The 23,973-nt window shown below is 34.6% G+C and carries 20 protein-coding genes and 3 pseudogenes; 17 read left to right on the top strand and 6 right to left on the bottom strand.

What is annotated here, in order from left to right:
• Positions 1-6 precede the first annotated feature (6 nt).
• The 3 genes from MHH45_RS28010 to MHH45_RS04600 all read left to right on the top strand — a co-directional run bounded on the left by MHH45_RS28010 (position 7) and on the right by MHH45_RS04600 (position 1,723).
• Positions 7-78 (top strand): helix-turn-helix domain-containing protein, encoded by a 72-nt coding sequence (locus tag MHH45_RS28010; protein WP_139350065.1) that lies wholly within the window; start codon positions 7-9, stop codon positions 76-78.
• Positions 79-298: 220 nt separating this feature from the next.
• A complete protein-coding gene (locus MHH45_RS04605; protein WP_368494266.1) occupies positions 299-982 on the top strand; it encodes a 4'-phosphopantetheinyl transferase family protein in 684 nt (227 codons plus the stop codon).
• A 15-nt stretch (positions 983-997) separates the two neighbouring features.
• Positions 998-1,723, top strand: a complete 726-nt coding sequence (locus MHH45_RS04600; RefSeq protein WP_016114799.1) for a thioesterase II family protein — start codon at positions 998-1,000, stop codon at positions 1,721-1,723.
• Between the two features lie 376 nt (positions 1,724-2,099).
• On the opposite strand, the pseudogene MHH45_RS04595 reads toward MHH45_RS04600, so the two are convergent.
• Positions 2,100-2,213: pseudogene (locus tag MHH45_RS04595) on the bottom strand (MerR family DNA-binding transcriptional regulator); the annotation flags it as partial.
• Positions 2,214-2,315: 102 nt separating this feature from the next.
• Between MHH45_RS04595 and MHH45_RS04590 the strand changes: the two are divergent.
• From MHH45_RS04590 to MHH45_RS04580, 3 genes and pseudogenes are all read left to right on the top strand, one after another.
• A pseudogene (locus MHH45_RS04590) lies at positions 2,316-2,402 on the top strand (GNAT family acetyltransferase); the annotation flags it as partial.
• 247 nt (positions 2,403-2,649) lie between these two features.
• Positions 2,650-3,264 (top strand): DedA family protein, encoded by a 615-nt coding sequence (locus MHH45_RS04585; RefSeq protein ID WP_016114801.1) that lies wholly within the window; start codon positions 2,650-2,652, stop codon positions 3,262-3,264.
• Between the two features lie 756 nt (positions 3,265-4,020).
• Positions 4,021-5,025: a GH25 family lysozyme gene (locus MHH45_RS04580; protein ID WP_016114802.1), complete on the top strand. Its 1,005-nt coding sequence runs from the start codon at positions 4,021-4,023 to the stop codon at positions 5,023-5,025.
• 199 nt (positions 5,026-5,224) lie between these two features.
• Here MHH45_RS04580 and MHH45_RS04575 read toward each other — a convergent pair whose 3' ends face one another.
• Positions 5,225-5,431 carry a KTSC domain-containing protein gene (locus MHH45_RS04575; protein WP_088094515.1) on the bottom strand — a complete coding sequence of 69 codons (207 nt, stop codon included), beginning with the start codon at positions 5,429-5,431 and terminating at the stop codon, positions 5,225-5,227.
• Between the two features lie 653 nt (positions 5,432-6,084).
• Here MHH45_RS04575 and MHH45_RS04570 point away from each other — a divergent pair.
• Entirely contained in the window at positions 6,085-8,574 is a 2,490-nt protein-coding gene (locus tag MHH45_RS04570; RefSeq protein ID WP_016114804.1) for a PBP1A family penicillin-binding protein, read from the top strand.
• Positions 8,575-8,716: 142 nt separating this feature from the next.
• Here the strand turns inward: MHH45_RS04570 and MHH45_RS04565 are convergent, their stop codons facing one another.
• Together MHH45_RS04565 and MHH45_RS04560 are read right to left on the bottom strand one after the other, a co-directional pair.
• Entirely contained in the window at positions 8,717-9,007 is a 291-nt protein-coding gene (locus MHH45_RS04565) for a hypothetical protein (RefSeq protein WP_003197573.1), read from the bottom strand.
• A 165-nt stretch (positions 9,008-9,172) separates the two neighbouring features.
• Positions 9,173-9,610 (bottom strand): hypothetical protein, encoded by a 438-nt coding sequence (locus MHH45_RS04560; RefSeq protein WP_033671187.1) that lies wholly within the window; start codon positions 9,608-9,610, stop codon positions 9,173-9,175.
• Between the two features lie 324 nt (positions 9,611-9,934).
• Here MHH45_RS04560 and MHH45_RS04555 point away from each other — a divergent pair.
• The 8 genes and pseudogenes from MHH45_RS04555 to MHH45_RS04520 all read left to right on the top strand — a co-directional run.
• Positions 9,935-10,136: pseudogene (locus tag MHH45_RS04555) on the top strand (HesB/YadR/YfhF family protein); the annotation flags it as partial.
• A gap of 420 nt (positions 10,137-10,556) precedes the next feature.
• Positions 10,557-11,675 (top strand): citrate synthase, encoded by a 1,119-nt coding sequence (gene mmgD, locus MHH45_RS04550; RefSeq protein WP_016114806.1) that lies wholly within the window; start codon positions 10,557-10,559, stop codon positions 11,673-11,675.
• A gap of 98 nt (positions 11,676-11,773) precedes the next feature.
• Positions 11,774-13,210 (top strand): 2-methylcitrate dehydratase, encoded by a 1,437-nt coding sequence (prpD, locus tag MHH45_RS04545; RefSeq protein WP_016114807.1) that lies wholly within the window; start codon positions 11,774-11,776, stop codon positions 13,208-13,210.
• A gap of 17 nt (positions 13,211-13,227) precedes the next feature.
• A complete protein-coding gene (gene prpB / locus MHH45_RS04540; protein ID WP_006094816.1) occupies positions 13,228-14,136 on the top strand; it encodes a methylisocitrate lyase in 909 nt (302 codons plus the stop codon).
• A gap of 112 nt (positions 14,137-14,248) precedes the next feature.
• Positions 14,249-16,009 carry a sigma 54-interacting transcriptional regulator gene (locus MHH45_RS04535; protein WP_088094516.1) on the top strand — a complete coding sequence of 587 codons (1,761 nt, stop codon included), beginning with the start codon at positions 14,249-14,251 and terminating at the stop codon, positions 16,007-16,009.
• A 140-nt stretch (positions 16,010-16,149) separates the two neighbouring features.
• The gene (locus MHH45_RS04530; RefSeq protein WP_088094517.1) at positions 16,150-17,865 is read left to right on the top strand and encodes an acyl-CoA dehydrogenase family protein; all 1,716 of its coding nucleotides are present in this window, start codon (positions 16,150-16,152) and stop codon (positions 17,863-17,865) included.
• A 16-nt stretch (positions 17,866-17,881) separates the two neighbouring features.
• The gene (locus tag MHH45_RS04525) at positions 17,882-18,772 is read left to right on the top strand and encodes an NAD(P)-dependent oxidoreductase (protein ID WP_003207149.1); all 891 of its coding nucleotides are present in this window, start codon (positions 17,882-17,884) and stop codon (positions 18,770-18,772) included.
• Positions 18,773-18,847: 75 nt separating this feature from the next.
• Complete coding sequence (locus tag MHH45_RS04520; RefSeq protein ID WP_016114811.1) at positions 18,848-20,308, top strand: CoA-acylating methylmalonate-semialdehyde dehydrogenase; 1,461 nt, start codon at positions 18,848-18,850, stop codon at positions 20,306-20,308.
• Positions 20,309-20,390: 82 nt separating this feature from the next.
• On the opposite strand, the gene MHH45_RS04515 is transcribed toward MHH45_RS04520, so the two are convergent.
• Positions 20,391-21,023 (bottom strand): LysE family translocator, encoded by a 633-nt coding sequence (locus tag MHH45_RS04515; RefSeq protein ID WP_033671189.1) that lies wholly within the window; start codon positions 21,021-21,023, stop codon positions 20,391-20,393.
• 131 nt (positions 21,024-21,154) lie between these two features.
• Here MHH45_RS04515 and MHH45_RS04510 point away from each other — a divergent pair, with 131 nt between their 5' ends.
• Positions 21,155-21,700, top strand: a complete 546-nt coding sequence (locus MHH45_RS04510; RefSeq protein WP_003197601.1) for a helix-turn-helix domain-containing protein — start codon at positions 21,155-21,157, stop codon at positions 21,698-21,700.
• Positions 21,701-21,783: 83 nt separating this feature from the next.
• Here MHH45_RS04510 and MHH45_RS04505 read toward each other — a convergent pair whose 3' ends face one another.
• Positions 21,784-22,836: an enoyl-CoA hydratase/isomerase family protein gene (locus tag MHH45_RS04505; RefSeq protein WP_088094518.1), complete on the bottom strand. Its 1,053-nt coding sequence runs from the start codon at positions 22,834-22,836 to the stop codon at positions 21,784-21,786.
• A gap of 458 nt (positions 22,837-23,294) precedes the next feature.
• On the opposite strand from MHH45_RS04505, the gene MHH45_RS04500 reads away from it, so the two are divergent.
• Positions 23,295-23,552, top strand: a complete 258-nt coding sequence (locus tag MHH45_RS04500; protein ID WP_003197605.1) for a hypothetical protein — start codon at positions 23,295-23,297, stop codon at positions 23,550-23,552.
• The last annotated feature ends 421 nt before the right edge of the window (positions 23,553-23,973 follow it).

The raw sequence follows: 23,973 nt of genomic DNA, 5'->3' as shown, positions 1-23,973 counted from the left end.
CGCTTAATGACTGTACATCAAATTTGTGACATTACGAATATATCAAGAGCAGCACTGTATAAGGTTCTGGTGCAATAGAGACATAGAAACATACATGGACAGTTCAATGACAGATTATGATGCAATTACCTTGAAGTTTCTGCACCAGAACCGAGTATTTTAATTATATTTCTAGGTGAAAATTGTATATTTACATTAATATGTAAATATACAATTTTTTTGCTTTATATGTATTTCGAGGGTGTTACGTAATACATAAGATTTTACACCTCTAAAAAGGAAGTGATTTATAATACGAATTCACGCTGTAAAAATACCAAAGCATATTGATAATGATTTATTTAATCAGTTTAGTAATTTGATTTCAAATGAGAAAAGAGAACGAATAAAGCGTTTAATAAAATTGGACGATGTTAATAGGATTTTGATAGGAGATTTGTTAGTCCGTTCTTTAATCTGCGAAAAATATAAAATTAATAATGATGAAATTAAATTTGTATATAATAAGCACAGAAAACCTTTTGTTAAAAATTTTTCTGATTTTCATTTTAATATTTCGCACTCAGGAGAATGGGTGATTTGTATTACTGCTAATTCAAATGTTGGTATTGATATAGAAAAAATTTCAGAAATAGACGCTCTTAAATTAGCACAAGAATTCTTCTCAGAGGAAGAATTTTATGATTTATCTAATATAAATTCTGATGAACAAATTAGTTATTTTTTTGATCTTTGGACGTTAAAAGAAAGTTATATAAAAACTATTGGGAAGGGGCTTTATATCCCGTTAAATTCATTCTCCATAAAAAAAGAAGCTCAAAATTCAATTTCATACAAGAACATACCTCAAAATTTTCACTTTAGACAATATAATATTGAGCCTAATTATAAGATGTCTGCTTGTGCAACACTAGATGAGTTACCAAAGGAGATAATAATTAAAGATATTTATACAATTTGCCAGAATATAAACAAATTTTAATCGAGGGAGACAGTAATGACGAAGATTAAACTTTTTTGTTTGCCACATGCTGGGGGATCTGCGTTTAATTACTCAAAATGGAAAAAATACTTTAATCCATTTATTGAAGTAATCCCTATAGAGTTAGCCGGTAGGGGATATAGAATTGAAGAAAGCCTTTATCATAGTATTGAAGAGGCTGTAAATGATGTCTATAAAATTATTATTAAGCAGCTAAATAATTCACCATATATTCTATATGGACATAGCATGGGAAGTTTGATCGCCTATGAATTAGCCAAGAAAATACAAATTTCCAATGACGTATTACCTGAGTTTCTTGTTTTGTCTGGTAGAAATCATCCAAATAGCAAAATAAAAGATATCCGACACAATCTACCTAATGAACAATTTAAAAATGAAGTTATTGCTATGGGTGGTACACCATCCGAGGTGTTTCAATCAGAAGAATTAATGGAAATTTTTCTCCCCATTCTAAGAGCGGATTTTAAAATCGTAGAGACATATATACATAATAATAATAATATACAAGTATGTGACATTGATTTTCTGATCTTAAATGGAAAAAATGATGAATTAACTTCATATGAAGAGGTAAAAAAATGGGAGCAATACACAAATAAAATGTGTACATTCCACTCTTTTGAAGGTAAGCATTTCTTTCTACATGAAAACATCGAGGAAATAGCAAGCATAATTATAAGAAAGTTAGTTTCTCAAAGATCCTCAATGTATTTTTAGAATTTTCTAAATCGGTTTTAAGACTGGAAAAAATATCAAAGGTAAAAAATTCAGGTTCTAATACAAAAATCATTTGATAGAGACATAGAGATCTACATGGACAGTTCAATGACAGATTATGATGTAATTCAAAACAATCTATCATGTTTCGACAGAAGACTCCTTCTTCAAAAATGTGAAGGTGTGAAACAACAATTTTAGGTGAGAGATGAATGTTCTTAGGCGTGAGCCTATGCGTTTTTGAATACTGTAGTCAAAAACCACTTAGCATATAGGCTTGTCTTTTGTTGTTAGTAATCTAAGAGCAGTTTGGGTCTAACGATATTCTTTCTGTAAATTCCTACAAAAAGAATATCGTTTTTTTGCATTAATGTTATCCCATTTTATGATAATATCTTAACGCTTTTATGGTAATGTCCTTTATTTTAGCAACTTCTCCAATAGAAAATAAGTTTTTCACCCTAATCACTTCCTTTATATTTTTTCTAATATTACCGTTGACTCTCCTCTTAGAGGAGACATTATTATTATTTATTATAAGATATTTACATACGAAATGAAAATTCACTTATATAAAAGGGAGTTTACAAAGATGGATAAAGTAATATACAGAAGTCTAGTTAAAGAAGATTATGAGTCTATTAAAAAATTGATTGGCGAAGCATTTGGCTTCAATGAAGGCAAAACTTAATATATTTTAATACTGTTATGATTTTTAAATAATAGTAAAAACCGTATCCCTTATTTGTGATACGGTTTTCCGCTTTATACCTTTATGGTTAGGGTGAACTTCTATTTTCTTAATTATCGCTCTCAGTAAAGGCTTGGAACTACTCAGCATTGAAATGCCGAGATTCCTACGAACGCCAGTGTAATCACTAGTTATTGTACGTAATTAATGCTGTAGAAAAAAAGGAGAAAACAACATGGAATGGGTTTATGAATTATTTCAGCAATATGGCTACTATGTAGTACTTGTTGGAACATTGTTAGAATATATTGCATTTCCGTTTCCAGGGGAGCCGACGTTAGTGTATGCGGGTTATTTGGCACATAAAGGAGATTTAGAATTACTACTTTTAATTATTTTATCATTTATTGGTACAAGCGTTGGGATGACAATTCAGTACTTTTTAGGCAATAAACTTGGTATGCCTTTTGTACAGAAATATGGAAAATATGTATTTTTAACACAAAGAAAAATTGATTTAACGAGAATGTGGTTTGATAAATATGGATATTTCCTTATCTTTATTGGATTTTTCGTCCCAGGCGTACGTCATTTTACTGGTTACTTTGCAGGGATTATTAATTTACCCCTCCGTCGTTTTGCCATAACGATCTACTCTGGTGCTCTATTCTGGGTATCTTTCTTTTTAATCGGTGGCTATTGGTTAGGAGGAAACTTACATGATATATTTGAAGTGCTTGGACAGCACATGGGGAAAATTATCTTCGGAGCGATAATCATTGTAGCCATTACGTTAGGTATTCATTTTCGAAAAAAATTAAAGAGTGTATTTGTAAAAAGTATAAGTTAATACGAAATTCATTCTGTTCAAAATCAAACAGAGTCATTCACCGAGTATTTGGAGGTAAAGTATAGCAGTTGAAAATATAAGTGTGGATTTACCAAAAGATAAAGATTTACTGAAAAACGGTTATCAATTCTTGGGATTCGACAAAGAGAAAAAATGCTGGGGAGTCATGCTTTATATGTTCTTGTTAAACTCTTTTAAGTTGTAGCAAGAAAAAAGAATCTGTTACAGATTCTTTTTTCTTTTATACATATTGGATTAGGAGAGTATGTTAAATCCTTGAAGGGAGCAAGGATTTAACGGTAATAGTAACCGTGGTATTAATGTAACATAGTTGATTCATATAGTTAATTGATAATGTTTGTATTGAATATTACCAATGTTTAGTATAGATATTTACTACTATAAGTATAGTGGTAAGTAATTGTTAGGATTGTTTCTTAAAAAGTGTACGATGAAAATTGTTTTTATAGAAGGTATATAACTGAGTCATGATAGGGCGTTATATAACATTTTATATCTTGATTGAATATTTAATTTATCCCTCTATTCGCGGGTAGTAAGCTCCCCACTGATTAAAGTTTCACTTTATCGTTCGATAAAGTATTAAATCGAACTGGTAAAACGCACACCTATTTTAATCGATTCCTACTATATTCATATTGTCGGAATCGATCAAGTATATGGACAAGTTGGAGGGGAGATTGAAGTATTTCTCTAAGTATTTAAATGTGATATTACAAAAGGAGGAGATGAATAATGGACAAACATATTATTGATATTTCTAAGTGGAATGTTAATATCGATTGGGATGTGGTAGCACTTCAGATTGATCTTGCAATATGCCGTGTACAGTATGGTTCGAGAACAGTTGATGAGCGGTATACAAGCTATGTAACGAATCTGGAACAACGTGGTATTCCACATGCAGCATATGCTTATGGTTGTTATGTTTCTGTTAAAGATGCAATTGTAGAAGCGAAAGATTTTATGGCAAGAGCGAGTGCTGACGCTAAATTTCTTGTTCTTGATGTTGAAGATGATACGTTAAAAAGTTGTGGTCCTGATCAGTTAGCTGAAGCATCCCAAGCGTTTATTGATACTTGTAAAGCTGCGGGTTGGAAAGTTGGATTGTACGTAGGTCATCACATGTATAATAAGTATGGTTTAAGTGGGGTGAGAGCGGATTTCCTTTGGATTCCGCGCTATGGTGGTAATAAACCAGCATATCCATGTGATATATGGCAATATACTGAAACAGGAAATATTGACGGGATAGGAAAAGTTGATTTGAATTATTTAGTTAGCGATAAGTCACTTTCATGGTTTATAGATGGTACAAGTCAGGTGCAGGACAATTTAGGACAACCAGTAGGTATTGGAATTGCTATTTCGAAATACCCTGAAGGTTACGGAATTAATCTATATAAGAATCCTGAAGAGCCTATATTTACTGGACATATCACAAATAAAATTCCGTATCTAATTTTTGAAGGATATTGGGGTGGTGGAGATAAGGATATGATTAAATTAGGAAACGAGCAACAGTGGACGAAATTAGAGCACTTTGATATAGAGTGGTTCTATGCATATTCAAACTCCCCCGTTGGATATGGGATTAATTATTATGCAGAACCTGAATGTATAAATTTTAAAGGTGTGATTGATGGTTCAAGTTCTTATCGTGTTTGGGCAAGAAAAGATGGTGCTATTGATATTGGACAAAGCAGCTGGATTAAAGAGGAGCAAGTAGTGATCAAGTAGTATTGGAAGCTATATTTAAATTTAAAAAATGGTATTACATTCGATAAACAATGTAATACCATTTTTGTTTTACATAAGATAATCATTTATACAATGATATAAATTGCTTCCTATTTATCATGCTATTTGCAGACAGTAATATTACTACTTCGAAAGTCAGTGCAAGAAAAGAAGTTAGGAGAATGAGGAACCTTACTGATTAAATTTTGGTGTGACGATAGGAATTTCTAATATAGGTGTTATAATAATAGCTTTTGGATTGCGCGTTTCGTAATCCTGTGTATATACTTTCTGGTACATCGTAAAAATCATATGTGCCAATTCTGAATTCAATTCGTAAAATCATAGATGATGGATTATAACCTACAGCGACTAATTTTTTGGAAATTACTGGATACAAAGTCATGTTAGTTCATCTCCCTTCTTTAATATGTTTAGATGTTAAGAAAGGAAAATCCTGCTAATTTATAGAATTATAATACTTAGATGCTATACATTGCATATTATATATCCATTTTGATTTTCAAACATATAAGTCGCTGCTATGAAGAACAAAGGGTGGCCTGCACTCATTTTCTATGGGGTAGGAAGAGGGTCTGATCGCTTCTATGCATGGCCGGATGCTCTCTTTTATCTAAAAAAGAAAGGTTTTATGTCGGTTTTTCAATTTGTATTTATATAGTACTGTTTTTGTGATTGCGTAGTTTATTGTGAGTTCACACGAAATTCATATTGGTGTGATATTTTTATTTCACTATTGATTTACTAGTAATAGTTTTTCAAATAAAAAAGTTTGACCAAATGAAAAAAAAGTATATTATTTATACGAGGTTATATGTTTTTTATACTTTGCTGTTTAAAATTTTCGAATTAACTTATGCCAAAAGAAAAATGAAAGCCAACCTCTTATATTATATGTGTTACATGTAAGTATTATTAGAAAGATAGAGGGAAAATAGTTGTCCAAAGTATATAGGCTTATTTGTTGAGGTGAAATCAAGATGTTGGTTTCATTTTCGTGTAAATCAACGGGAGAATTGAAAGGCAGGAGAAAGCAAGATGTCAGAAAATTATCGTTCTCGAGAAGAGCGAAGACAAGTACAAAAGAAAAAGCAACCAAGTGCTAATGTAGAAAAAACGAAAGGTAAAACATCGTTTTTTCGTAAATTTTTAATTGGATGTTTAATACTTGGAATCGTGGCGCTCGTAGGAGGAGTAACTACTTTTTTCATTATGATAAAAGATGCTCCGAAACTTGAAAAAGAAAAGCTTGTCAATCCATTATCAGCAAAAATTTATGATAAAGATAAAAAGCTGGTATATGAATATGGGAAAGAGAAACGAACAAATATTACGTATGATCAAGTACCTAAATTAATAGAAAATGCATTTTTAGCTACAGAGGATGCACGTTTTTATGATCATAGTGGTGTTGACTTCAAAGGGACTGCACGTGCTGTTTTAGTCAGCCTTACTGGGAATTATGGCTCACAAGGCGGAAGTACAATTACCCAACAGGTTATTAAAAACTATTTCTTGTCTATGGATAAAACCCCTAAGCGTAAGGCACAAGAAATATTTTTAGCTTATAAGTTAGAACAGCAATATTCAAAACATGAAATATTAGAGATGTATTTAAATAAGATTAATTTAGGGAACCGCTCATATGGTATTGCAACAGCAGCTGAAAACTATTATGGAAAAGAATTAAAGGACTTAACTTTACCACAGGCTGCGATGCTTGCAGGACTACCAAAAGGCCCTAGTATTTATGATCCAACAAAACCGCAAAATGTAGAGCGGGCAACAGAGCGTAGAAATGTTGTCTTACATTTAATGAATCGACATGGATATATTTCGAAAAAACAAATGGAAGAAGCATCGAAGGTCCCTGTAACCGACGGACTACTTCCTCCTAAAGAAGTTACAGAAATGCCATATCCAGCATTTATAGACGCTGTTGTGAAGGAAGTAGAGAAAGAGTTACCAGATGCAAACGTTGGATCTGATGGGTTATCTATTTACACAACTTTAGACCCAGAAGCGCAGAAATATGCTGATGATCTTTTAAACAAAAATATTATTAGTTATCCAAATGATAAATTCCAAGGTGCTTTTACATTTATGGATACAAAAACTGGAGAAATTCGCGCTATAGGTAGTGGACGTGGTGAAAATAAAGCGACATTCAAAGGGCATAATATGGCAATTGAACTAGATCGTTCAGCAGGTTCAACAATGAAGCCAATTTTTGACTATGGTCCAGCAATTGAATATTTAAAATGGCCAACTTATCATCAACTCGATGATTCAGCATATAAATATTCGACAGGACAACAGGTTCAAAATGCTGATAAAACGTATAAAGGTATGATAACAATGCGTGAGTCTCTTAAATGGTCTCGTAACATACCAGCAATTAAAACAGCAAAAGAGGTAGGATTAAGTAAAGCACAAAGCTTTGCAGAAAGCTTAGGTATTCCATTTAAAAAAGATGCAGTTGAGTCAACAGCAATTGGTACAAATGAAGTATCGCCAACTGAAATCGCAGGAGCATATGCTACATTTGGTAATGATGGTAAATATACAAAACCACACTTTGTTAAAAAAGTGGTTTATCCTGATGGAAAGTCACAAAGTTTTGAACCAAAATCGAAACGTGTTATGGAAGATTATACAGCGTATATGATTACAGATATGCTACGTTCTGTTGTGAGTTCTGGTACTGGTACAGCAGCTAATGTAAGTTCTTTAGATGTGGCAGGTAAAACAGGAACAACAAACTATTCATCTGAACAAATATCGAAATATGGTATACCATCTAGTGCATCGCGTGATAGTTGGTTTGCGGGTTATACACCGCAGTATACAATGGCAGTTTGGACTGGATATATGAAAGATAGTCCTGAAGATTATATAAGCAGCAAAAATACGAAAATTGCACAACAGATTTTTAAAGAAATGATGAGTAAATTTGGAACAAATACGTCACGCTTTAAGGCGCCAAGTAGTGTTGTTCAAGAGGGTGATGAATTACGTGTGAAAGGTGCAAAACGAGATTCTTCTCCAAATCCGAGCACGTCAAATTCAAACTCAAGTGAACAGCAGAAAAATGATGGTCAAAATAAACAGCAAGAACAGCAGCAACAAACAGATGGAGATAAAAAACAACAAGAGCAAAAACAAAGTGAAGAAAATAAGCAAAATAATGATCAAAATAAACAAAATGAAGACAATGCAACAAATAATCAAGGTGGAAATGATCAAGGGAATACAACCCCGCCGAGCAATGGAAATGGTCAAGGGAATACAACTCCGCCGAGCAATGGAAACGGCCAAGGAAATACAACTCCACCAGGCAGTGAAAACGGCCAAGGAAATACAACTCCACCAGGCAGTGGAAATGGCCAAGGGAATACAACCCCGCCAGGCAGCGGAAATGGCCAGGGGAACACAACTCCGTCAAGCGGTGGAAACGGCCAAGAAAATGCAACACAACCGAGCAATGGAAATGGTCAAGGAGAGGCAACTCCAAATGGTGGTCAATAAATATAATGTTTTTTAAAGTTTCAATCATATAAAAGTGTATGAAAAACACCTAGGATACCGGAGATTGATCGGTAACTTAGGTGTTTTTTTGTATGCTATCATGTATAAAAATACTTTATATGAAATTGAAGAATATATATGTTCAAATGTTGAAGGTCCCATAAAAATTTTGAAAATAAATTGATGGGAAATGATAGAAAATCTGGAGAGGTGGATACGGAGAATGGGGAGGATGACCATAATAGGTAGTGCCACTAGGAGGTGTGCCGTGATGCCAAAATGAAGGTGTTGCTCCACCTGATAATTGATATTGCTGCCAAGTTGCTGGGAGTTCAATGCCAACATCAGAAGTTGCTGTATGAACGGGAACAGAATGGACAGAAGGAGAGGCAACTGGGGCTACAACGGCAATTCTTGTTGGAAATAAATACATAAAAGAATCACCCCTAAATCGTATTATATAGCAGTATATTCTTGCACGAGCTGCAAATGTGCACGCAAATTTTTACAGAGTATAGAATGTATATAAAAAAGAACAAGAAAGAACAAAAATGAGTTCTTTCTTGTTGAAAGACATTTAGATATTGTAGTAGTTTCATTAACGGCAATCGTGGTCGTTGCCAATAGCTAACGCGCTAAAAGAAACCGGACCTACTATTGCAGCTTCGGCACCAGCAGTCATATTTTCAGCAGTAAGCGTGTAAACATGAGTTCCGGATCTTAGATCTTTGTCAATTGCTTGGAAGGTTACAGCGTAAAATTGTTCTGAATCAGTGGATTCTATCCCAACTTGAGTGTTGAAAATCTCAGTATTATCGCGGAAAATACGAAATACGATTTGAGCGATGTTTGTAACTCCTTCAACTCCAACTGTTGTGATTAATTCTACTGTGTTGTCACGGGAGTCTCTACGTGGAATATTTACTCGTAACTGAGCAACTGTATTTCTTTTTGGAGAATGGTCAATTGGAATTGGTTGTCTTGCATTTGTTTTACTACGTGGCTGAATAGCTTGAAAATCAATAATATGCGTTATAATTCTCACCACCTATTGTTTGATACCTTATAATATGAAGACTCTTAGAGAATAGCTTGGACATTCTTACTAAAAAGGTATTAAGCTCTACAGAAAAATTTATTAAAAAAGCGTATTGGGGGCATGAAGTTAAAATGAAGAGCCGCTTTCAATAATTATATTCAAAAAAAATATAAATTTATTTAATAGTTCAATAGTCGAAAGACTAACTCCAACTATAGATGGTGGACTTTTTTTATAAAAACACATCTATTTATGGAAGGAAGTTCCTGTATAAAAAGATACAATATGATTGTAATAAATAATACCTTTTATGAGTTTTTATATGGAGATAATAGCACCATTCAGCCTAGTTATTCTTTAGGAGTGGCTTTTGAGGTGTCAGAAGATATAGCCGCATCTGTTGAACAGGATGGCATTCAATTTTTTTGTCGATTCCGACGATATTTGGTATTTTCGGGACTATGATTTAGTAGTAAGTTATCATAAGAAAATGGACGAAATTGAATTTAACTATGTAAAATAATAATTTTATTAAAAATGAAAATATTTTATATAAAAATTGTATTTAATTAATATCGATATATAAAATAAGTGTGAACGAGTTGTGTATATGTACAACTCGCTTTTTTGTGTGCTGAAAAAAGATAATAAATATACGGAGTAAATTGTTTGTTGTATAAGCTTTATATGGAATTTTATTGAAAATCAATATATTTCGGTTTAAAAGAAAGAGAAGGGACAACGGGCTTTTTGATAAAAAACTTAGACGTTATTCTTAAAAAACAATTTTATTACAGCAGGAAAAGTATAGGAAACTTATCATTGTAAAATAAATTGAAATCTTCTAAAAACTCTGATACATTGAAATAGAAATGTAGTTCACAATGTTGTAAAGGCTTACAGTTATGTGCACGAAGATCTATTAGGATTGGAGGAAATGATAATGAAAGCTGAAGAAAAATTTTCCCCGGGATTAGATGGTGTAGTCGCAGCGGAGACGAAAATTTCGTTTCTCGATACGGTAAAAGGTGAAATTGTTATTCAAGGATATGACTTAATTGAACTATCAAAGACAAAAGGTTATTTAGACATTGTGCACCTTTTATTAGAAGAACATCTACCAAATGAGGATGAAAAGGAAAAACTTGAAAAGAAATTGAAGGAAGAATATGAAGTACCAGAAGGTGTATTCAATGTTTTAAAAGCATTGCCAAAAGAAACGCACCCGATGGATGGGTTACGTACAGGTGTATCAGCATTAGCTGGTTATGATAACGATATTGAAAACCGTTCGCTAGAAGTAAACAAAAGTCGTGGTTATAAATTGTTAAGCAAAGTGCCAAATATTGTTGCGAACAGTTATCATATTTTAAACAATGAAGAGCCGATCGGGCCGCTTCAGGAGTTATCGTATAGTGCGAATTTCTTCTATATGTTAACTGGTAAAAAACCGACTGAGCTTGAAGAGAAAATCTTCGACCGCTCTTTAGTTTTATATAGTGAACATGAAATGCCAAACTCTACATTCACAGCTCGCGTTATCGCATCTACGCAATCAGACTTATATGGTGCTTTAACAGGAGCAGTCGCATCCTTAAAAGGAAGCCTACATGGCGGTGCAAATGAAGCAGTTATGTACATGCTGTTAGAAGCTGGAAATGTTGAGAAATTTGAAGAGTTACTGCAAAAGAAATTATATAACAAAGAAAAAATCATGGGATTTGGACATCGCGTCTACATGAAGAAGATGGATCCAAGAGCACTCATGATGAAAGAAGCTTTAAAACAGTTATGTGATGTAAAAGGTGATTATACATTATATGAAATGTGTGAAGCTGGAGAGAAAATTATGGAGAAGGAAAAAGGAATCTATCCGAATCTAGATTATTATGCAGCTCCAGTATATTGGATGTTAGGTATTCCAATTCAACTGTACACGCCAATCTTTTTCAGTTCTAGAACAGTAGGCTTATGTGCGCATGTTATTGAACAGCATACAAACAATCGCTTGTTCCGCCCACGTGTAAATTATATCGGCGAGCGACATGTGCTTAGCAAATAAAAACAACTGGGGAGTTGTTAAGGCCGCCCGCCAGGTGGGTGTTTGACTGACACCCATCCTCAATAATAACGAATTTTCGACAGAAAGGGAAGGATAGCATGATTAAAACAAATGAAATTAAACAAAAAGATGCAATTTTAGAAGAGATTACGGATTATGTATTAAATAAAGAGGTGACGAGCTCAGAAGCATTTAGCACAGCACGCTATGTGTTACTTGATACGCTTGGATGCGGAATTTTAGCGCTGCAATATCCTGAATGTACGAAACTCCTTGGACCAGTTGTACCAGGAACAGTTGTGCCAAATGGTACACGTGTACCAGGAACATCATTTGTACTTGATCCAGTACGCGGTGCTTTTAATATTGGATGTATGATTCGTTGGCTGGATTATAACGATACATGGCTTGCTGCAGAATGGGGACACCCGTCTGATAATTTAGGTGGAATTTTAGCTGTTGCGGATTATGTGAGCCGCGTTCGTATTTCAGAAGGAAAAGAACCATTAAAAGTACGCGATGTACTTGAAATGATGATTAAAGCCCATGAAATCCAAGGTGTACTTGCATTAGAAAATAGTTTAAACCGCGTTGGTCTTGACCATGTATTATATGTAAAAGTAGCGACAACAGCAGTTGTTACAAAAATGCTTGGTGGCACGCGTGAAGAAATCTTTAACGCATTGTCTCATGCATGGATTGATAACTCTAGTCTTCGTACATATCGTCATGCCCCAAATACAGGTTCACGTAAGTCATGGGCAGCTGGGGATGCAACAAGCCGTGGTGTTTACCTTGCACTTACTGCATTAAAAGGTGAAATGGGTTATCCAACGGCATTATCTGCACCAGGATGGGGATTCCAAGATGTATTATTTAATAAGCAGGAACTAAAATTAGCAAGACCTTTAGATTCTTATGTAATGGAAAATGTATTGTTTAAAGTATCATATCCAGCAGAATTCCATGCTCAAACAGCTGCAGAATGCGCAGTGAAATTACATCCAGAAGTGAAAGAGCGATTAGAGGAAATTGACCGTATTACAATTACAACACATGAATCGGCGGTTCGTATTATTGATAAAGAAGGTCCATTAAATAACCCAGCTGACCGCGATCATTGCTTACAATACATTACTGCAATTGGTCTATTAAAAGGCGATATCGTTGCAGATGACTATGAGGATGAAGTTGCATTTGACCCTCGTGTAGATGAATTACGAAATAAGATGGTTGTTGTAGAAAATAAACAGTATAGTTTGGATTACCTTGATCCGAACAAGCGCTCAATCGCCAACGCTGTTCAAGTTCATTTTAAAGATGGAACAGTAACAGAAAACGTAGAGTGTGAATACCCATTAGGTCACCGTTTCCGTAGAGACGAAGCGATTCCAAAGGTTGTTCAAAAGTTTTCTGCAAATATGGCTGTTCATTATTCTAATAAACAACAAGAAAAAATTCATGAAGCTTGTTTGAATGAAGAAAAGTTAGAAAATATGAATGTAAATGAATTTGTAGATCTTTTCTTAATTTAAGTATAGGGGGAATAAGAATGGCTTGGGTTGTGAATAAACCGTCAACACAAGAAGAGCTTGCTAATCGATTCCGAGCTTTAGTAGAGGCACCTGAAATTTTACAAATCCCTGGTGCTCATGATGCAATGGCTGCTCTTGTTGCAAAAAACACTGGATTTTCAGCTCTTTATTTATCGGGAGCTGCTTATACAGCAAGTAAGGGTTTGCCAGATTTAGGTATTGTAACGTCTACTGAAGTAGCTGACAGAGCAAGAGATCTTGTTAGAGCAACGGACTTACCTCTTCTTGTCGATATTGATACAGGATTTGGTGGAGTGTTAAATGTAGCAAGAACGGCTGTAGAGATGGTGGAAGCAAATGTAGCCGCTGTCCAAATTGAAGATCAACAATTACCGAAAAAATGTGGACACTTAAATGGAAAAAAACTTGTTTCCACTGAGGAATTAGTACAGAAGATTAAAGCGATTAAAGAAGTAGCACCAACACTTGTTGTTGTAGCACGTACAGATGCTCGCGGTGTAGAAGGATTAGATGCAGCAATTGAAAGAGCGATTGCTTATGTAAAAGCAGGTGCAGATGCTGTTTTCCCGGAAGCACTTCAATCCGAAGAAGAATTCCGTTTGTTCAACAGTAAAGTAAATGTTCCGTTGCTTGCGAACATGACTGAATTTGGGAAAACTCCATATTATAGTGCAGAAGAATTTGCAAATATGGGCTTCCAAATGGTGATTTATCCGGTTACATCACTTCGCGTTGCAGCAAAAGCATATGAGCGTGTGTTTATGCTAATTAAAGAAACAGGCTCACAAAAAGAAGGGCTATCTAACATGCAAACGAGAAGTGAATTGTATGAAACAATTTCGTATCATGATTTTGAGGAATTAGATAACGGAATTGCAAAAACAGTTTTATCTGAAGATCAATAGAACAGAGAAGAAAGGCGATGATGGGACATCTTGGGCAAGAACAACTGCTTGATGTGAGAATTCATCGCCTTTTTATATGATTTGAATTGTTGTATACAAGAGGTGAGAAGATATGAGTTCTACAAAAGATTTCTCTGTAGAAAAATGGATGCAGCAAGATTTCCAGTTTGTGAGAAGTAACGATACGATTACTGAAACAGTTAAACTTCTTATTAAAATATCAAAGGATGAACTTCCTGTGCTAGATGGAAAGCAAATGATTGGCATTGTAAAACTGACAGATTGTATTCAGTGGATACAACAAAAAAGTGATAAAAGTATGTTAGTTCATATGATTGTCACTAATTCTATTAATAAGGGTAGTATGAAAACAACTATGAACGAATTACAGGATACACCATTTTATGTGACAACTGAACAAGATGGAGTACTTGTAGGAATCATAGACAAGCCTGAACTTTTCGCTTTTCAAAAGTTTCTAAAACAGCAATTAAAAGAATCACAACAATTAATTGAATGGTTTCGTTTGTCTTTCGACACTGCGTATGAAGGCATTGCGATTGTGGATGAAAACGGCGTCATTCAAATGTTTAATGATACGTATAGCCGCTTTGTTGGAGTATCAAAAGAAGAAGCAATTGGACAACTGGCCGAAAATGTAATTGAGAATACGAGGCTTCCAGTTGTATTAAAAACAGGGGTACCAGAAAGAAATCAAGTGCATCGTTTGCAAGGACAAAATTTAGTTGTGCATCGGATGCCGATTTGGAAGCAAGGAAGAGTGATAGGTGCTGTAGGCATGCTTATTCATGAAGGGATTTCAGATATTTATAAAATACTAGAGAGGTTTGATCAAAAAGATAGTGCTGTCAAACCGTTATTTTCTAAACCGAAGAAGAAGCAAATTCGATTCGAAGATATTCTTGGAGAAAGTCAGACGATTTCTAAAACGAAAAAAATGGCTCGAAAAGCAGCTGGGTCGAAAGCGTCTGTGTTAATTACTGGAGAAAGTGGTGTTGGTAAAGAGCAATTTGCAAGAGCTATACATGATACAGGTATAACAAAAAACGGTCCATTTATCAGTGTGAACTGTGCTGCTATTCCTGATAATTTACTAGAATCCGAACTGTTTGGTTATGCAGAAGGTGCTTTTACAGGTGCGAAAAAGAACGGGAAAGCAGGGAAGTTTGAACTTGCGAATCATGGCACGTTATTTTTAGACGAAATCGGTGATATGTCTCTATTAACACAGGTGAAAATTTTACGTGTTTTACAAGAAAGGGAGATAGAAAGAATTGGTGGTACGCATCCAATTCCAGTTGATTTTAGGCTAATTGCAGCGACAAATAAAGATTTAAAACAAATGGTTAGAGAAGGTACATTTAGAGAAGATTTATATCATCGTCTTCATGTTATTCCGATTCATATTCCACCACTTCGTTTTCGAAAGCAAGACATCCCACTCATTGTCGAAGAACATTTACAAAAGTTATGTCAAATGTATGGTGCTAAAGAAAAGACACTTGATAAAGAAGTATTACGCCTTATGTTCCATTACAATTGGCCAGGAAATGTTCGGGAATTAATCAATGTGTTGGAAAGACTATTTGCACTATCGGATGATGTACATATACGAGCTAAGGATTTACCAGAAGAATTCTATTATCGGGATATGGAACAGAAGAAATTAGTACCTATGATTCAGTCTTTACCAGCAAAGCAAGAAGCGATGAAAGTGGTACGTGAAGAGGAAGAGCGAGGATTAATTGAACGCGTTTTAAAAGAAGCAAAAGGGAATAAGTCAAAGGCAGCAGCATTGTTAGGGATTTCTAGGGCGACTCTTTATAACAAATTATCACGATTCAAAATCTAGACAAATTGTTATAAACAGTGTAAAACTGTCTAAACAGTTTTACGTTTTCTATTTATTTAGCCCAGGTTCTATCAAGTTTTTAGTTTGGCATAGATTTTGCATATAAAGAAAATGAAGACCGAAATGATAGGGGGATACAGATGGAGAAAACAAAGTTGCAATGGGACGAATTTTTTTCGCTGAATAAGAATCTTAATACAACTTTTTTTACACCGGAAGATTTATCAGGTGATGAAGATTTAATCGCAAAAACAACAGAACAGTTTGTTAAACAGGAAATTGTTCCTCAAATTGAAAATATCGAGCAGCACAATTATCAAGTTTCTCGCGGGTTGTTTGAAAAGGCCGGAGAACTTGGGTTGTTAAGTATAGAGGTACCAGAAGAATATGGTGGGTTCGAATTAGGAAAGGCAGTTTCTGGCCTTGTAGCAGAAAAGATGGGATATGCAGGAGCATTTAGTGTTTCCTTTAATATTCATGCTGGTGTAGGAACATTGCCATATATATACTATGGCACAAACGAGCAGAAGGAAAAATACTTACCTAAAATTGCATCAGGCGAATGGATTGGAGCGTATGCATTAACAGAACCTAATGCTGGATCAGATGCATTAAGTGCAAAAACAAGCGCTGTATTAAATGAAGAAGGAACAACTTGGAAATTAAATGGGGAAAAGCAGTGGATTACAAATGCTCATATGGCTGATGTATATGTTGTTTTTGCAAAGACAAATAAAGGAATGACAGCATTTATTGTCGAAAGAACATGTGAAGGTGTTTCAATTGGCTTAGAAGAAAAGAAAATGGGCATTAAAGGATCTTCGACTGCGACACTCATTTTAGAGGATGTTGTAATTCCAGTTGAAAATGTATTAGGGGAAGTTGGAAAGGGTCATCACGTAGCCCTTAATATCCTCAATTTCGCTAGATTGAAACTCGCTTTTGGAAATATTGGAACAGCAAAACAAGCAATTGGTTTATCTGTTCAATACGGAAAAGAACGAAAACAGTTTCAAACAGAATTAGTTGATTTCACGATGATTCAAGAGAAAATTGCAAATATGATTATCGCTACATACGGTGCAGAGAGTGCAGCTTATCGAACAGCAGGCGTAATTGACGAGGCAATTCATGAGACAAATGGGGATGGCAGCATCATGCAGAAAATGTCTCAATTTGCAATGGAGTGTGCCATTAATAAAGTGAATGCTTCGGAAACACTAGGAAATATTGTGGATGAAGCTGTACAAATTCATGGTGGCTACGGTTATATGCAAGAATATGAAGTAGAACGATTATATCGTGATGCTAGAATTAGCCGTATATTTGAAGGAACGAATGAAATTAACCGCTTAACAGTTGCGAAAATGTTAATGAAACAAACGAAGCAAATAGGAGATCAAGTAGACGAAGGCACATTTGAAAATATAGAACGAAACCATCGTTATATTTTATTATCGAAACAGTTATTGAAGCAATCTTTGAAAACGCTATCTCAAACTCCTAAATTGAAAATCGAGCAAGAACAAGAATATTCACGCGTATTAGCAGACATGTTGAAAGATGTGTATGTAATGGAATCAGCATTTTTACGTACGAAGAAAGCAGTGAGTAAAAATGGTGAAGAAAAAGAACGTACAAAACAGTTCGTAACAGATGTTCTTTGTGAGGAAGGGTATCGTAAAGTAGAATCAGCGGCAATGGTTCTTCTTTCTGCAGCAGTACAAGAAGAGCAAAATAGAAACGCTATTCTAGATGAAATTCGTCAACTGTCAATACCTCTATATACGAACATATTTATGAAAAAGAGAGAAATTGCAAAAGCCATTATAAATCGCGGAAAATATATTGTTTAAATAGGAGGAGAACAATATGAAAAAGATTGGTTTTATTGGTTTAGGTAATATGGGCCTTCCAATGTCTAAAAATTTAGTTAAATCAAATTACACTGTATATGGCGTCGATTTAAATAAAGATGCTGAGGCTTCTTTTGAGAAAGATGGAGGAATCATCGGCTTATCAATTGCAAACTTGGCAGAAACATGTGATTTGATTTTTACAAGTTTACCATCTCCGCGAGCTGTGGAAGCGGTTTATTTTGGAGAAGAGGGTTTAATTGAGAATAGTCATCCGAATGTTGTTCTAATTGATACCAGTACAGTAGCACCGCAATTGAATAAAAGATTAGCAGAAGCTGCTAATGATAAAAAAGTAGATTTCTTAGCAGCACCGGTTAGTGGTGGGGTGATTGGAGCAGAAAATCGCACATTAACTTTTATGGTCGGTGGATCAAAAGAAGTATATGAAAAAGGTTTACCAGTGATGGAAGTATTAGGGGCAAATGTGTTTCATGTAAGTGAACAAATTGATAGTGGCACGACTGTAAAGCTTATTAATAACTTATTGATAGGTTTCTACACAGCGGGTGTAAGTGAAGCTTTGACTTTAGCGAAGAAAAACAATATGGATTTAGAGAAAATGTTTGATATTTTAAATGTGAGTTACGGACAAAGTAGAATTTATGAGCGCAACTATAAAAGCTTTATTGCACCAGAAAACTATGAGCCAGGTTTTACTGTAAATCTATTAAAGAAAGATTTAGGATTTGCGGTTGATTTAGCAAAAGAAAGTGAACTTCACTTACCAGTAAGTGAAATGCTGTTGAACTTGTATGATGAAGCGGGTAAAGCGGGGTATGGTGAAAAAGACATGGCTGCTTTATATAAGAAGATAAGTGAACAAGTAATCTCTAGTCATGAATAATGAATGGTTATAGCGTCGAATTATAAATTGTGAGAAACAATTCGAACTTATAACAATAAAAAAGGAGCGAATACAATGATTACAACAGAAATTAAACGAGTGAAAAATCATATTAATGGTGAATGGGTAGAATCTACTGGTACGGAAGTTGAAGCTGTTCCAAATCCTGCAACTGGGAAAATAATCGCTTATGTTCCGCTTTCTCCAAAAGAAGATGTGGAGCGTGCTGTTGAAGCTGCAAAAGCAGCTTATGAAACATGGTCTAAAGTGCCGGTTCCAAATCGTTCAAGACAGCTATACAAATATTTACAACTTTTACAAGAAAATAAAGATGAGCTTGCGAAAATTATCACATTAGAAAATGGAAAAACATTAAAGGATGCGAGTGGTGAAGTACAGCGTGGTATTGAGGCTGTAGAATTGGCAACATCAACACCAAATTTAATGATGGGGCAAGCACTCCCGAACATTGCAGGTGGAATTGATGGTTCGATTTGGCGTTACCCAATTGGAGTTGTTGCTGGTATTACACCGTTTAACTTCCCGATGATGATTCCATTATGGATGTTCCCATTAGCAATTGCTTGCGGTAACACATTCGTATTAAAAACGTCTGAAAGAACACCGCTTTTAGCTGAGAGACTGGTAGAGTTATTCTATGAAGCAGGTTTCCCAAAAGGAGTTTTAAATTTAGTGCAAGGCGGAAAAGACGTTGTAAATAGCATTCTAGAAAATAAGGACATTCAAGCGGTTTCATTTGTTGGATCTGAGCCAGTTGCACGCTATGTATACGAAACAGGAACAAAATATGGAAAACGAGTACAAGCGCTCGCAGGAGCGAAGAATCATGCGATTGTTATGCCAGATTGCAATCTTGAAAAAACAGTACAAGGTGTTATTGGTTCTGCATTTGCGAGCAGTGGAGAGCGCTGCATGGCATGTTCTGTTGTAGCTGTTGTGGATGAAATTGCTGATGAGTTTATTGATGTACTAGTAGCGGAAACACGTAAATTAAAAGTTGGCGATGGTTTCCATGAAGATAATTATGTAGGTCCATTAATTCGTGAATCTCATAAAGAGCGTGTACTAGGCTATATTAATAGTGGTGTAGCAGATGGGGCTGCTTTATTAGTAGATGGTCGTAAAATTAATGAAGAAGCCCGTGAAGGATATTTTGTTGGAGCAACAATCTTTGATGGTGTGAATCAAGATATGAAAATTTGGCAAGATGAAATTTTTGCTCCAGTTTTAAGTATTGTGAGAGTAAAAGATTTAGAAGAAGGCATTAAACTTACAAATCAATCCAAATTTGCAAATGGTGCAGTTATTTATACATCAAGCGGTAAACATGCGCAAACATTCCGTGATAATATCGATGCAGGAATGATTGGCGTAAACGTTAACGTTCCAGCACCGATGGCATTCTTCGCATTTGCTGGAAATAAAGCATCCTTCTATGGTGATCTTGGAACAAATGGAACAGACGGTGTTCAATTCTATACACGTAAAAAAGTTGTGACAGAGCGCTGGTTTTAATAGATGAATAGCATATGCATGTAACTTGTTACATGTACAAAAAGTACACCCCTCTCATTAGAGAGGGGTGTACTTTTCATCGTTAACTATTCTTTTCAAAAGCTAATTTGATACCAAATCCAATTAATACAATACCAGTAAGTCCTTGGATGTATCTTTGGGTAGCTGGTTTTTTCATGAAAACACTGATTTTATCAATTAAGAAGATATAAAAGGCAAACCATATCGCGGTTAAAACGAGATAGGTAAGACCCATGGTTAGAAATTGAATGAATGTATTATGGTTAGGATTTAAAAATTGTGGTAAAAAGGTCAAAAAGAATACAGCGACTTTAGGATTTAAAAGATTAGTAAGAAACCCTTGGCGAAAACAAGAGCTGTTTTCATCTGCATGTTTCATAGGTAACTCATTTGTATCTATGCTGTTTTTGCTTTTTAAAGATAGAAGTGCTTTTATTCCTAAATAGACTAGATAAATGGCACCAACATATTTAAAAATAGAAAATAAGAAAGCAGATTTAACAATAATAGCGGAAAGCCCAATTACAGCAGCTAAAGTATGAATTAAAAGGGCGATACATGTGCCGAAAACCGTTTTTACACCTCCTATTTTTCCTGAAGTAAGAGTGTTTTTTGTAGCCATTGCAGTATCGGGCCCGGGTAAAATAATAAGACAAATAGACATGATAATAAAAAGAAGATAGTTCTCCACAATCACTCCACCTTTCTGTGTTTATCTTTCAGAAAATTTAATTAAAAATAGTTTAACACAATTTAAGTGATATGATAAATAAAATTTAAGTATGTTAAAATATATCTATCATATTGTTTGAAGGAGCATGAGGTATGGAAAATATAAATATCGGAAAAAAGGTGAAAGAGCTTCGGGAATATAAGGAGCTGAGTATGCGAGAGTTAGCTAAAATGGCAGAAATAACACCTTCTATGTTAAGTCAAATTGAACGAGGATTAGCTAATCCTTCGATTCAAACATTGAAATTGCTAGCCAAGGCTTTAGAAGTTCCAACTTTTAGTTTTCTCATTGAAGATACGAACACGGATGATCTAGTTATAAGAGCGAATGCACGTAAAAAAATGATCGTAGGAAATTTATCCTATGAATTATTATCACCAGATTTAACGGGTGCTTTGGCAGTATCTTTAATGACTTTGCCACCTAATTCTGTTTCCTCCGAAAAACTTTTAGAGCATAAAGGAGAGGAAATTGCCCATGTTTTAGAAGGACAGATTATCTTGTATTTACAGCAAGATATATACACTTTATACCCCGGGGATAGTGTGAAAATCCCTTCTTATATGAAACATAAATGGGAGAATCTATTTGATCAAGATGCCGTTATTTTATTCGCTGTAACGCCTCCATCGTTCTGATAATGAAGATACATAATACATATGTCTAGAAAGAAAAAAGCTAGATGAAGCAGCAAATAGGTTGCTTTCATCTAGCTTTTTGATTAGGCATTAAGCAGATTGAAGAAGCGATTGACATCTTCATCTGAAACATCACTTAATTGTTTATATTTATACTTTGGATTTTGATCTTTGTCGACAACGACTGAACGTACTCCTTCAAAGAAATCTTCGTGCCTCATGAAATTTTTAGCGAGCACGAGATCTGTTGCAAAGCATTCTTCTATCGATTTTTCCTTTCCGTCAATAAGTTGTTTTAATGTTATTTTTAATGAGAACGGAGATTTTGATAGTAATGTTTCTTTCGTTTTTGAAGCGAAGGATCCGTCAGCATTATCTAATGAATGGATGATATCTTCAACTGTATGGAATGAAAAATGTTGATCAATTTCTTCTAATAAGGAAACAAGTTCACTTTCTACACTAGGAGCTGTTTCATATTTATTAATGAGTTCTTTTAAAGTGATATGTACATTTTGATCATGCCAATTTACCTTTTCGATTGCATCTAGGAAAGTAGGTAAAGTTTCCGATGGCATATAATGATCAGCAGCATTTATATATAATACATCAGCAGCTTTTAAAACAGATGCTGTTAACGCAACATACCGACCAGTCTGCCCAGGAGCCTTGTTTAAGAAATAAGCAGCTCCAACGTCTGGGAAAAAACCAATGTTCATCTCAGGCATGGCCCATTTTGTACGATCTGTTACAATTCTATATTTTGCCCCATTCGTAAGACCGACGCCACCACCCATTACAATTCCATCTAAACAAGCAATAATTGGTTTTGGATAATGATATATATAAGTATCTATTTCGTATTCTTCTTCAAAAAAATGTTCAGCATGCTGTAACGCAACTTCATTTGAACGTGCTTCGTATAATGTTTTTATATCACCACCAGCGCAAAATCCTTTCGTGCCAGCACCTTTCAAGATTACTACGGCAATACGATCATCTTTTTCCCATTCTTTTAGTTTTTGACCAATCGGATGTAACATATCATAAGATAAAGAGTTAAGTGCTTTTGGGCGATTTAAAGTGATTGACGCGACGCCATTTTTGTGAATGGAAAATAAAACATTTTCAGTCATTTTGAATCCTCCTCTTATATATCTTCTCATTCTTATTTCTCGATAAAAGCTAAAATGTCCTTTATAATTTATTTGATATTGCAAGTAGCGTGCCAGTTTTAATGTCCTTAATTAAGAAGAAATGCCAGTAATAAAGTGTCTAACTGTCTAAACAAATGGACATTTAGACGTCGGACTAGATACTTTTTAGAATGGTGCATATTTTGACGAGTTATATTTGCAGGATTTCAACATATGAAAATGAATATTACAACATCAGTCATTTAAAATGTAGGGGTATTGTTTGTAACTTGAAAATGAAGGGAATACTATATACCATATTTAATTTGAAAGAAAATGAGTAATTGGAATGAATTCAATATGGATAGCAACTTCACTTTGTTGTATTTACTGAATTGTCTTGCTTTTAACGAAGTGAGAGTTTGTATATAATAGGAGTAGAGAAAGGGGAGATCGGAATGCCAGGGCCTTTGCTATTATCGGTTATTATTTTGTCTTCTCTCATGGTAGGAATTACACAGTATTTTCATCGTACAGATACGACAGAAGAAATTAAAGATAAAGTACGTCTCGTATTTCCGGTTTTTATATTATCTATCTCACTGTGTTATGTGTTAAATAAAGATGGGTATATCGTGGCATCATTCTCATTTTTTATAGCAATTGTTTTAATAACTGTATTGTACTATATAATGAAAGAGTATTTGCAAAAATAAAGATGCCTGAAAGGGCATTTTTATTTTTATGAAATTAAACAATTTATACCGGAATTTGAAGATGTGAATTCATATTACTGTTTACCTGCTTTTCTAAAATTGCTTTCTGTATACTTGTTTTTTAAGCTATTATTGCTTTGACTTTAGGATATTAATAAACTTATTGAATCATATTTTTATTGGGACTGTTTTTTGTATCATATAAAATCATTCAACTTGTAGAACATTCAGCTCATTCTTCTTTTCCAAACGGTCACGCGACATCAGCGATTCTATTTTAAACATCGTGACTTAATTTCAAATCCACATGAAACATTATTAATTTCACATACCGCATTATAATTTAAAAAATACATATAACATAAAAAAATAAAATGAGTGTGAAAGTGAATTCTTCATCATGTATTCACTTGTCAATCGT

The sequence above is a fragment of the Bacillus sp. FSL K6-0042 genome (assembly GCF_038006685.1).
Taxonomy (GTDB): Bacteria; Bacillota; Bacilli; order Bacillales; family Bacillaceae_G; genus Bacillus_A; species Bacillus_A pseudomycoides.
Note: the sequence above shows the minus strand (reverse complement) of the source record. Positions and strands in the feature narration are given on the sequence as shown.

Bases quoted from the DNA above. Each gene is read 5' to 3' on its own strand.
- MHH45_RS04600 (WP_016114799.1), top strand. From the start codon at position 998: ATGACGAAGATTAAACTTTTTTGTTTGCCACATGCTGGGGGATCTGCG.
- MHH45_RS04510 (WP_003197601.1), top strand. From the start codon at position 21,155: ATGGAAAATATAAATATCGGAAAAAAGGTGAAAGAGCTTCGGGAATAT.
- MHH45_RS04525 (WP_003207149.1), top strand. From the start codon at position 17,882: ATGAAAAAGATTGGTTTTATTGGTTTAGGTAATATGGGCCTTCCAATG.
- mmgD (WP_016114806.1), top strand. From the start codon at position 10,557: ATGAAAGCTGAAGAAAAATTTTCCCCGGGATTAGATGGTGTAGTCGCA.
- MHH45_RS04505 (WP_088094518.1), bottom strand. From the start codon at position 22,836: ATGACTGAAAATGTTTTATTTTCCATTCACAAAAATGGCGTCGCGTCA.
- MHH45_RS04585 (WP_016114801.1), top strand. From the start codon at position 2,650: ATGGAATGGGTTTATGAATTATTTCAGCAATATGGCTACTATGTAGTA.
- prpB (WP_006094816.1), top strand. From the start codon at position 13,228: ATGGCTTGGGTTGTGAATAAACCGTCAACACAAGAAGAGCTTGCTAAT.
- MHH45_RS04575 (WP_088094515.1), bottom strand. From the start codon at position 5,431: ATGACTTTGTATCCAGTAATTTCCAAAAAATTAGTCGCTGTAGGTTAT.
- MHH45_RS04535 (WP_088094516.1), top strand. From the start codon at position 14,249: ATGAGTTCTACAAAAGATTTCTCTGTAGAAAAATGGATGCAGCAAGAT.
- MHH45_RS04570 (WP_016114804.1), top strand. From the start codon at position 6,085: ATGTCAGAAAATTATCGTTCTCGAGAAGAGCGAAGACAAGTACAAAAG.
- MHH45_RS04565 (WP_003197573.1), bottom strand. From the start codon at position 9,007: ATGTATTTATTTCCAACAAGAATTGCCGTTGTAGCCCCAGTTGCCTCT.
- MHH45_RS04500 (WP_003197605.1), top strand. From the start codon at position 23,295: ATGCCAGGGCCTTTGCTATTATCGGTTATTATTTTGTCTTCTCTCATG.
- MHH45_RS04520 (WP_016114811.1), top strand. From the start codon at position 18,848: ATGATTACAACAGAAATTAAACGAGTGAAAAATCATATTAATGGTGAA.
- MHH45_RS04530 (WP_088094517.1), top strand. From the start codon at position 16,150: ATGGAGAAAACAAAGTTGCAATGGGACGAATTTTTTTCGCTGAATAAG.
- MHH45_RS04580 (WP_016114802.1), top strand. From the start codon at position 4,021: ATGGACAAACATATTATTGATATTTCTAAGTGGAATGTTAATATCGAT.
- prpD (WP_016114807.1), top strand. From the start codon at position 11,774: ATGATTAAAACAAATGAAATTAAACAAAAAGATGCAATTTTAGAAGAG.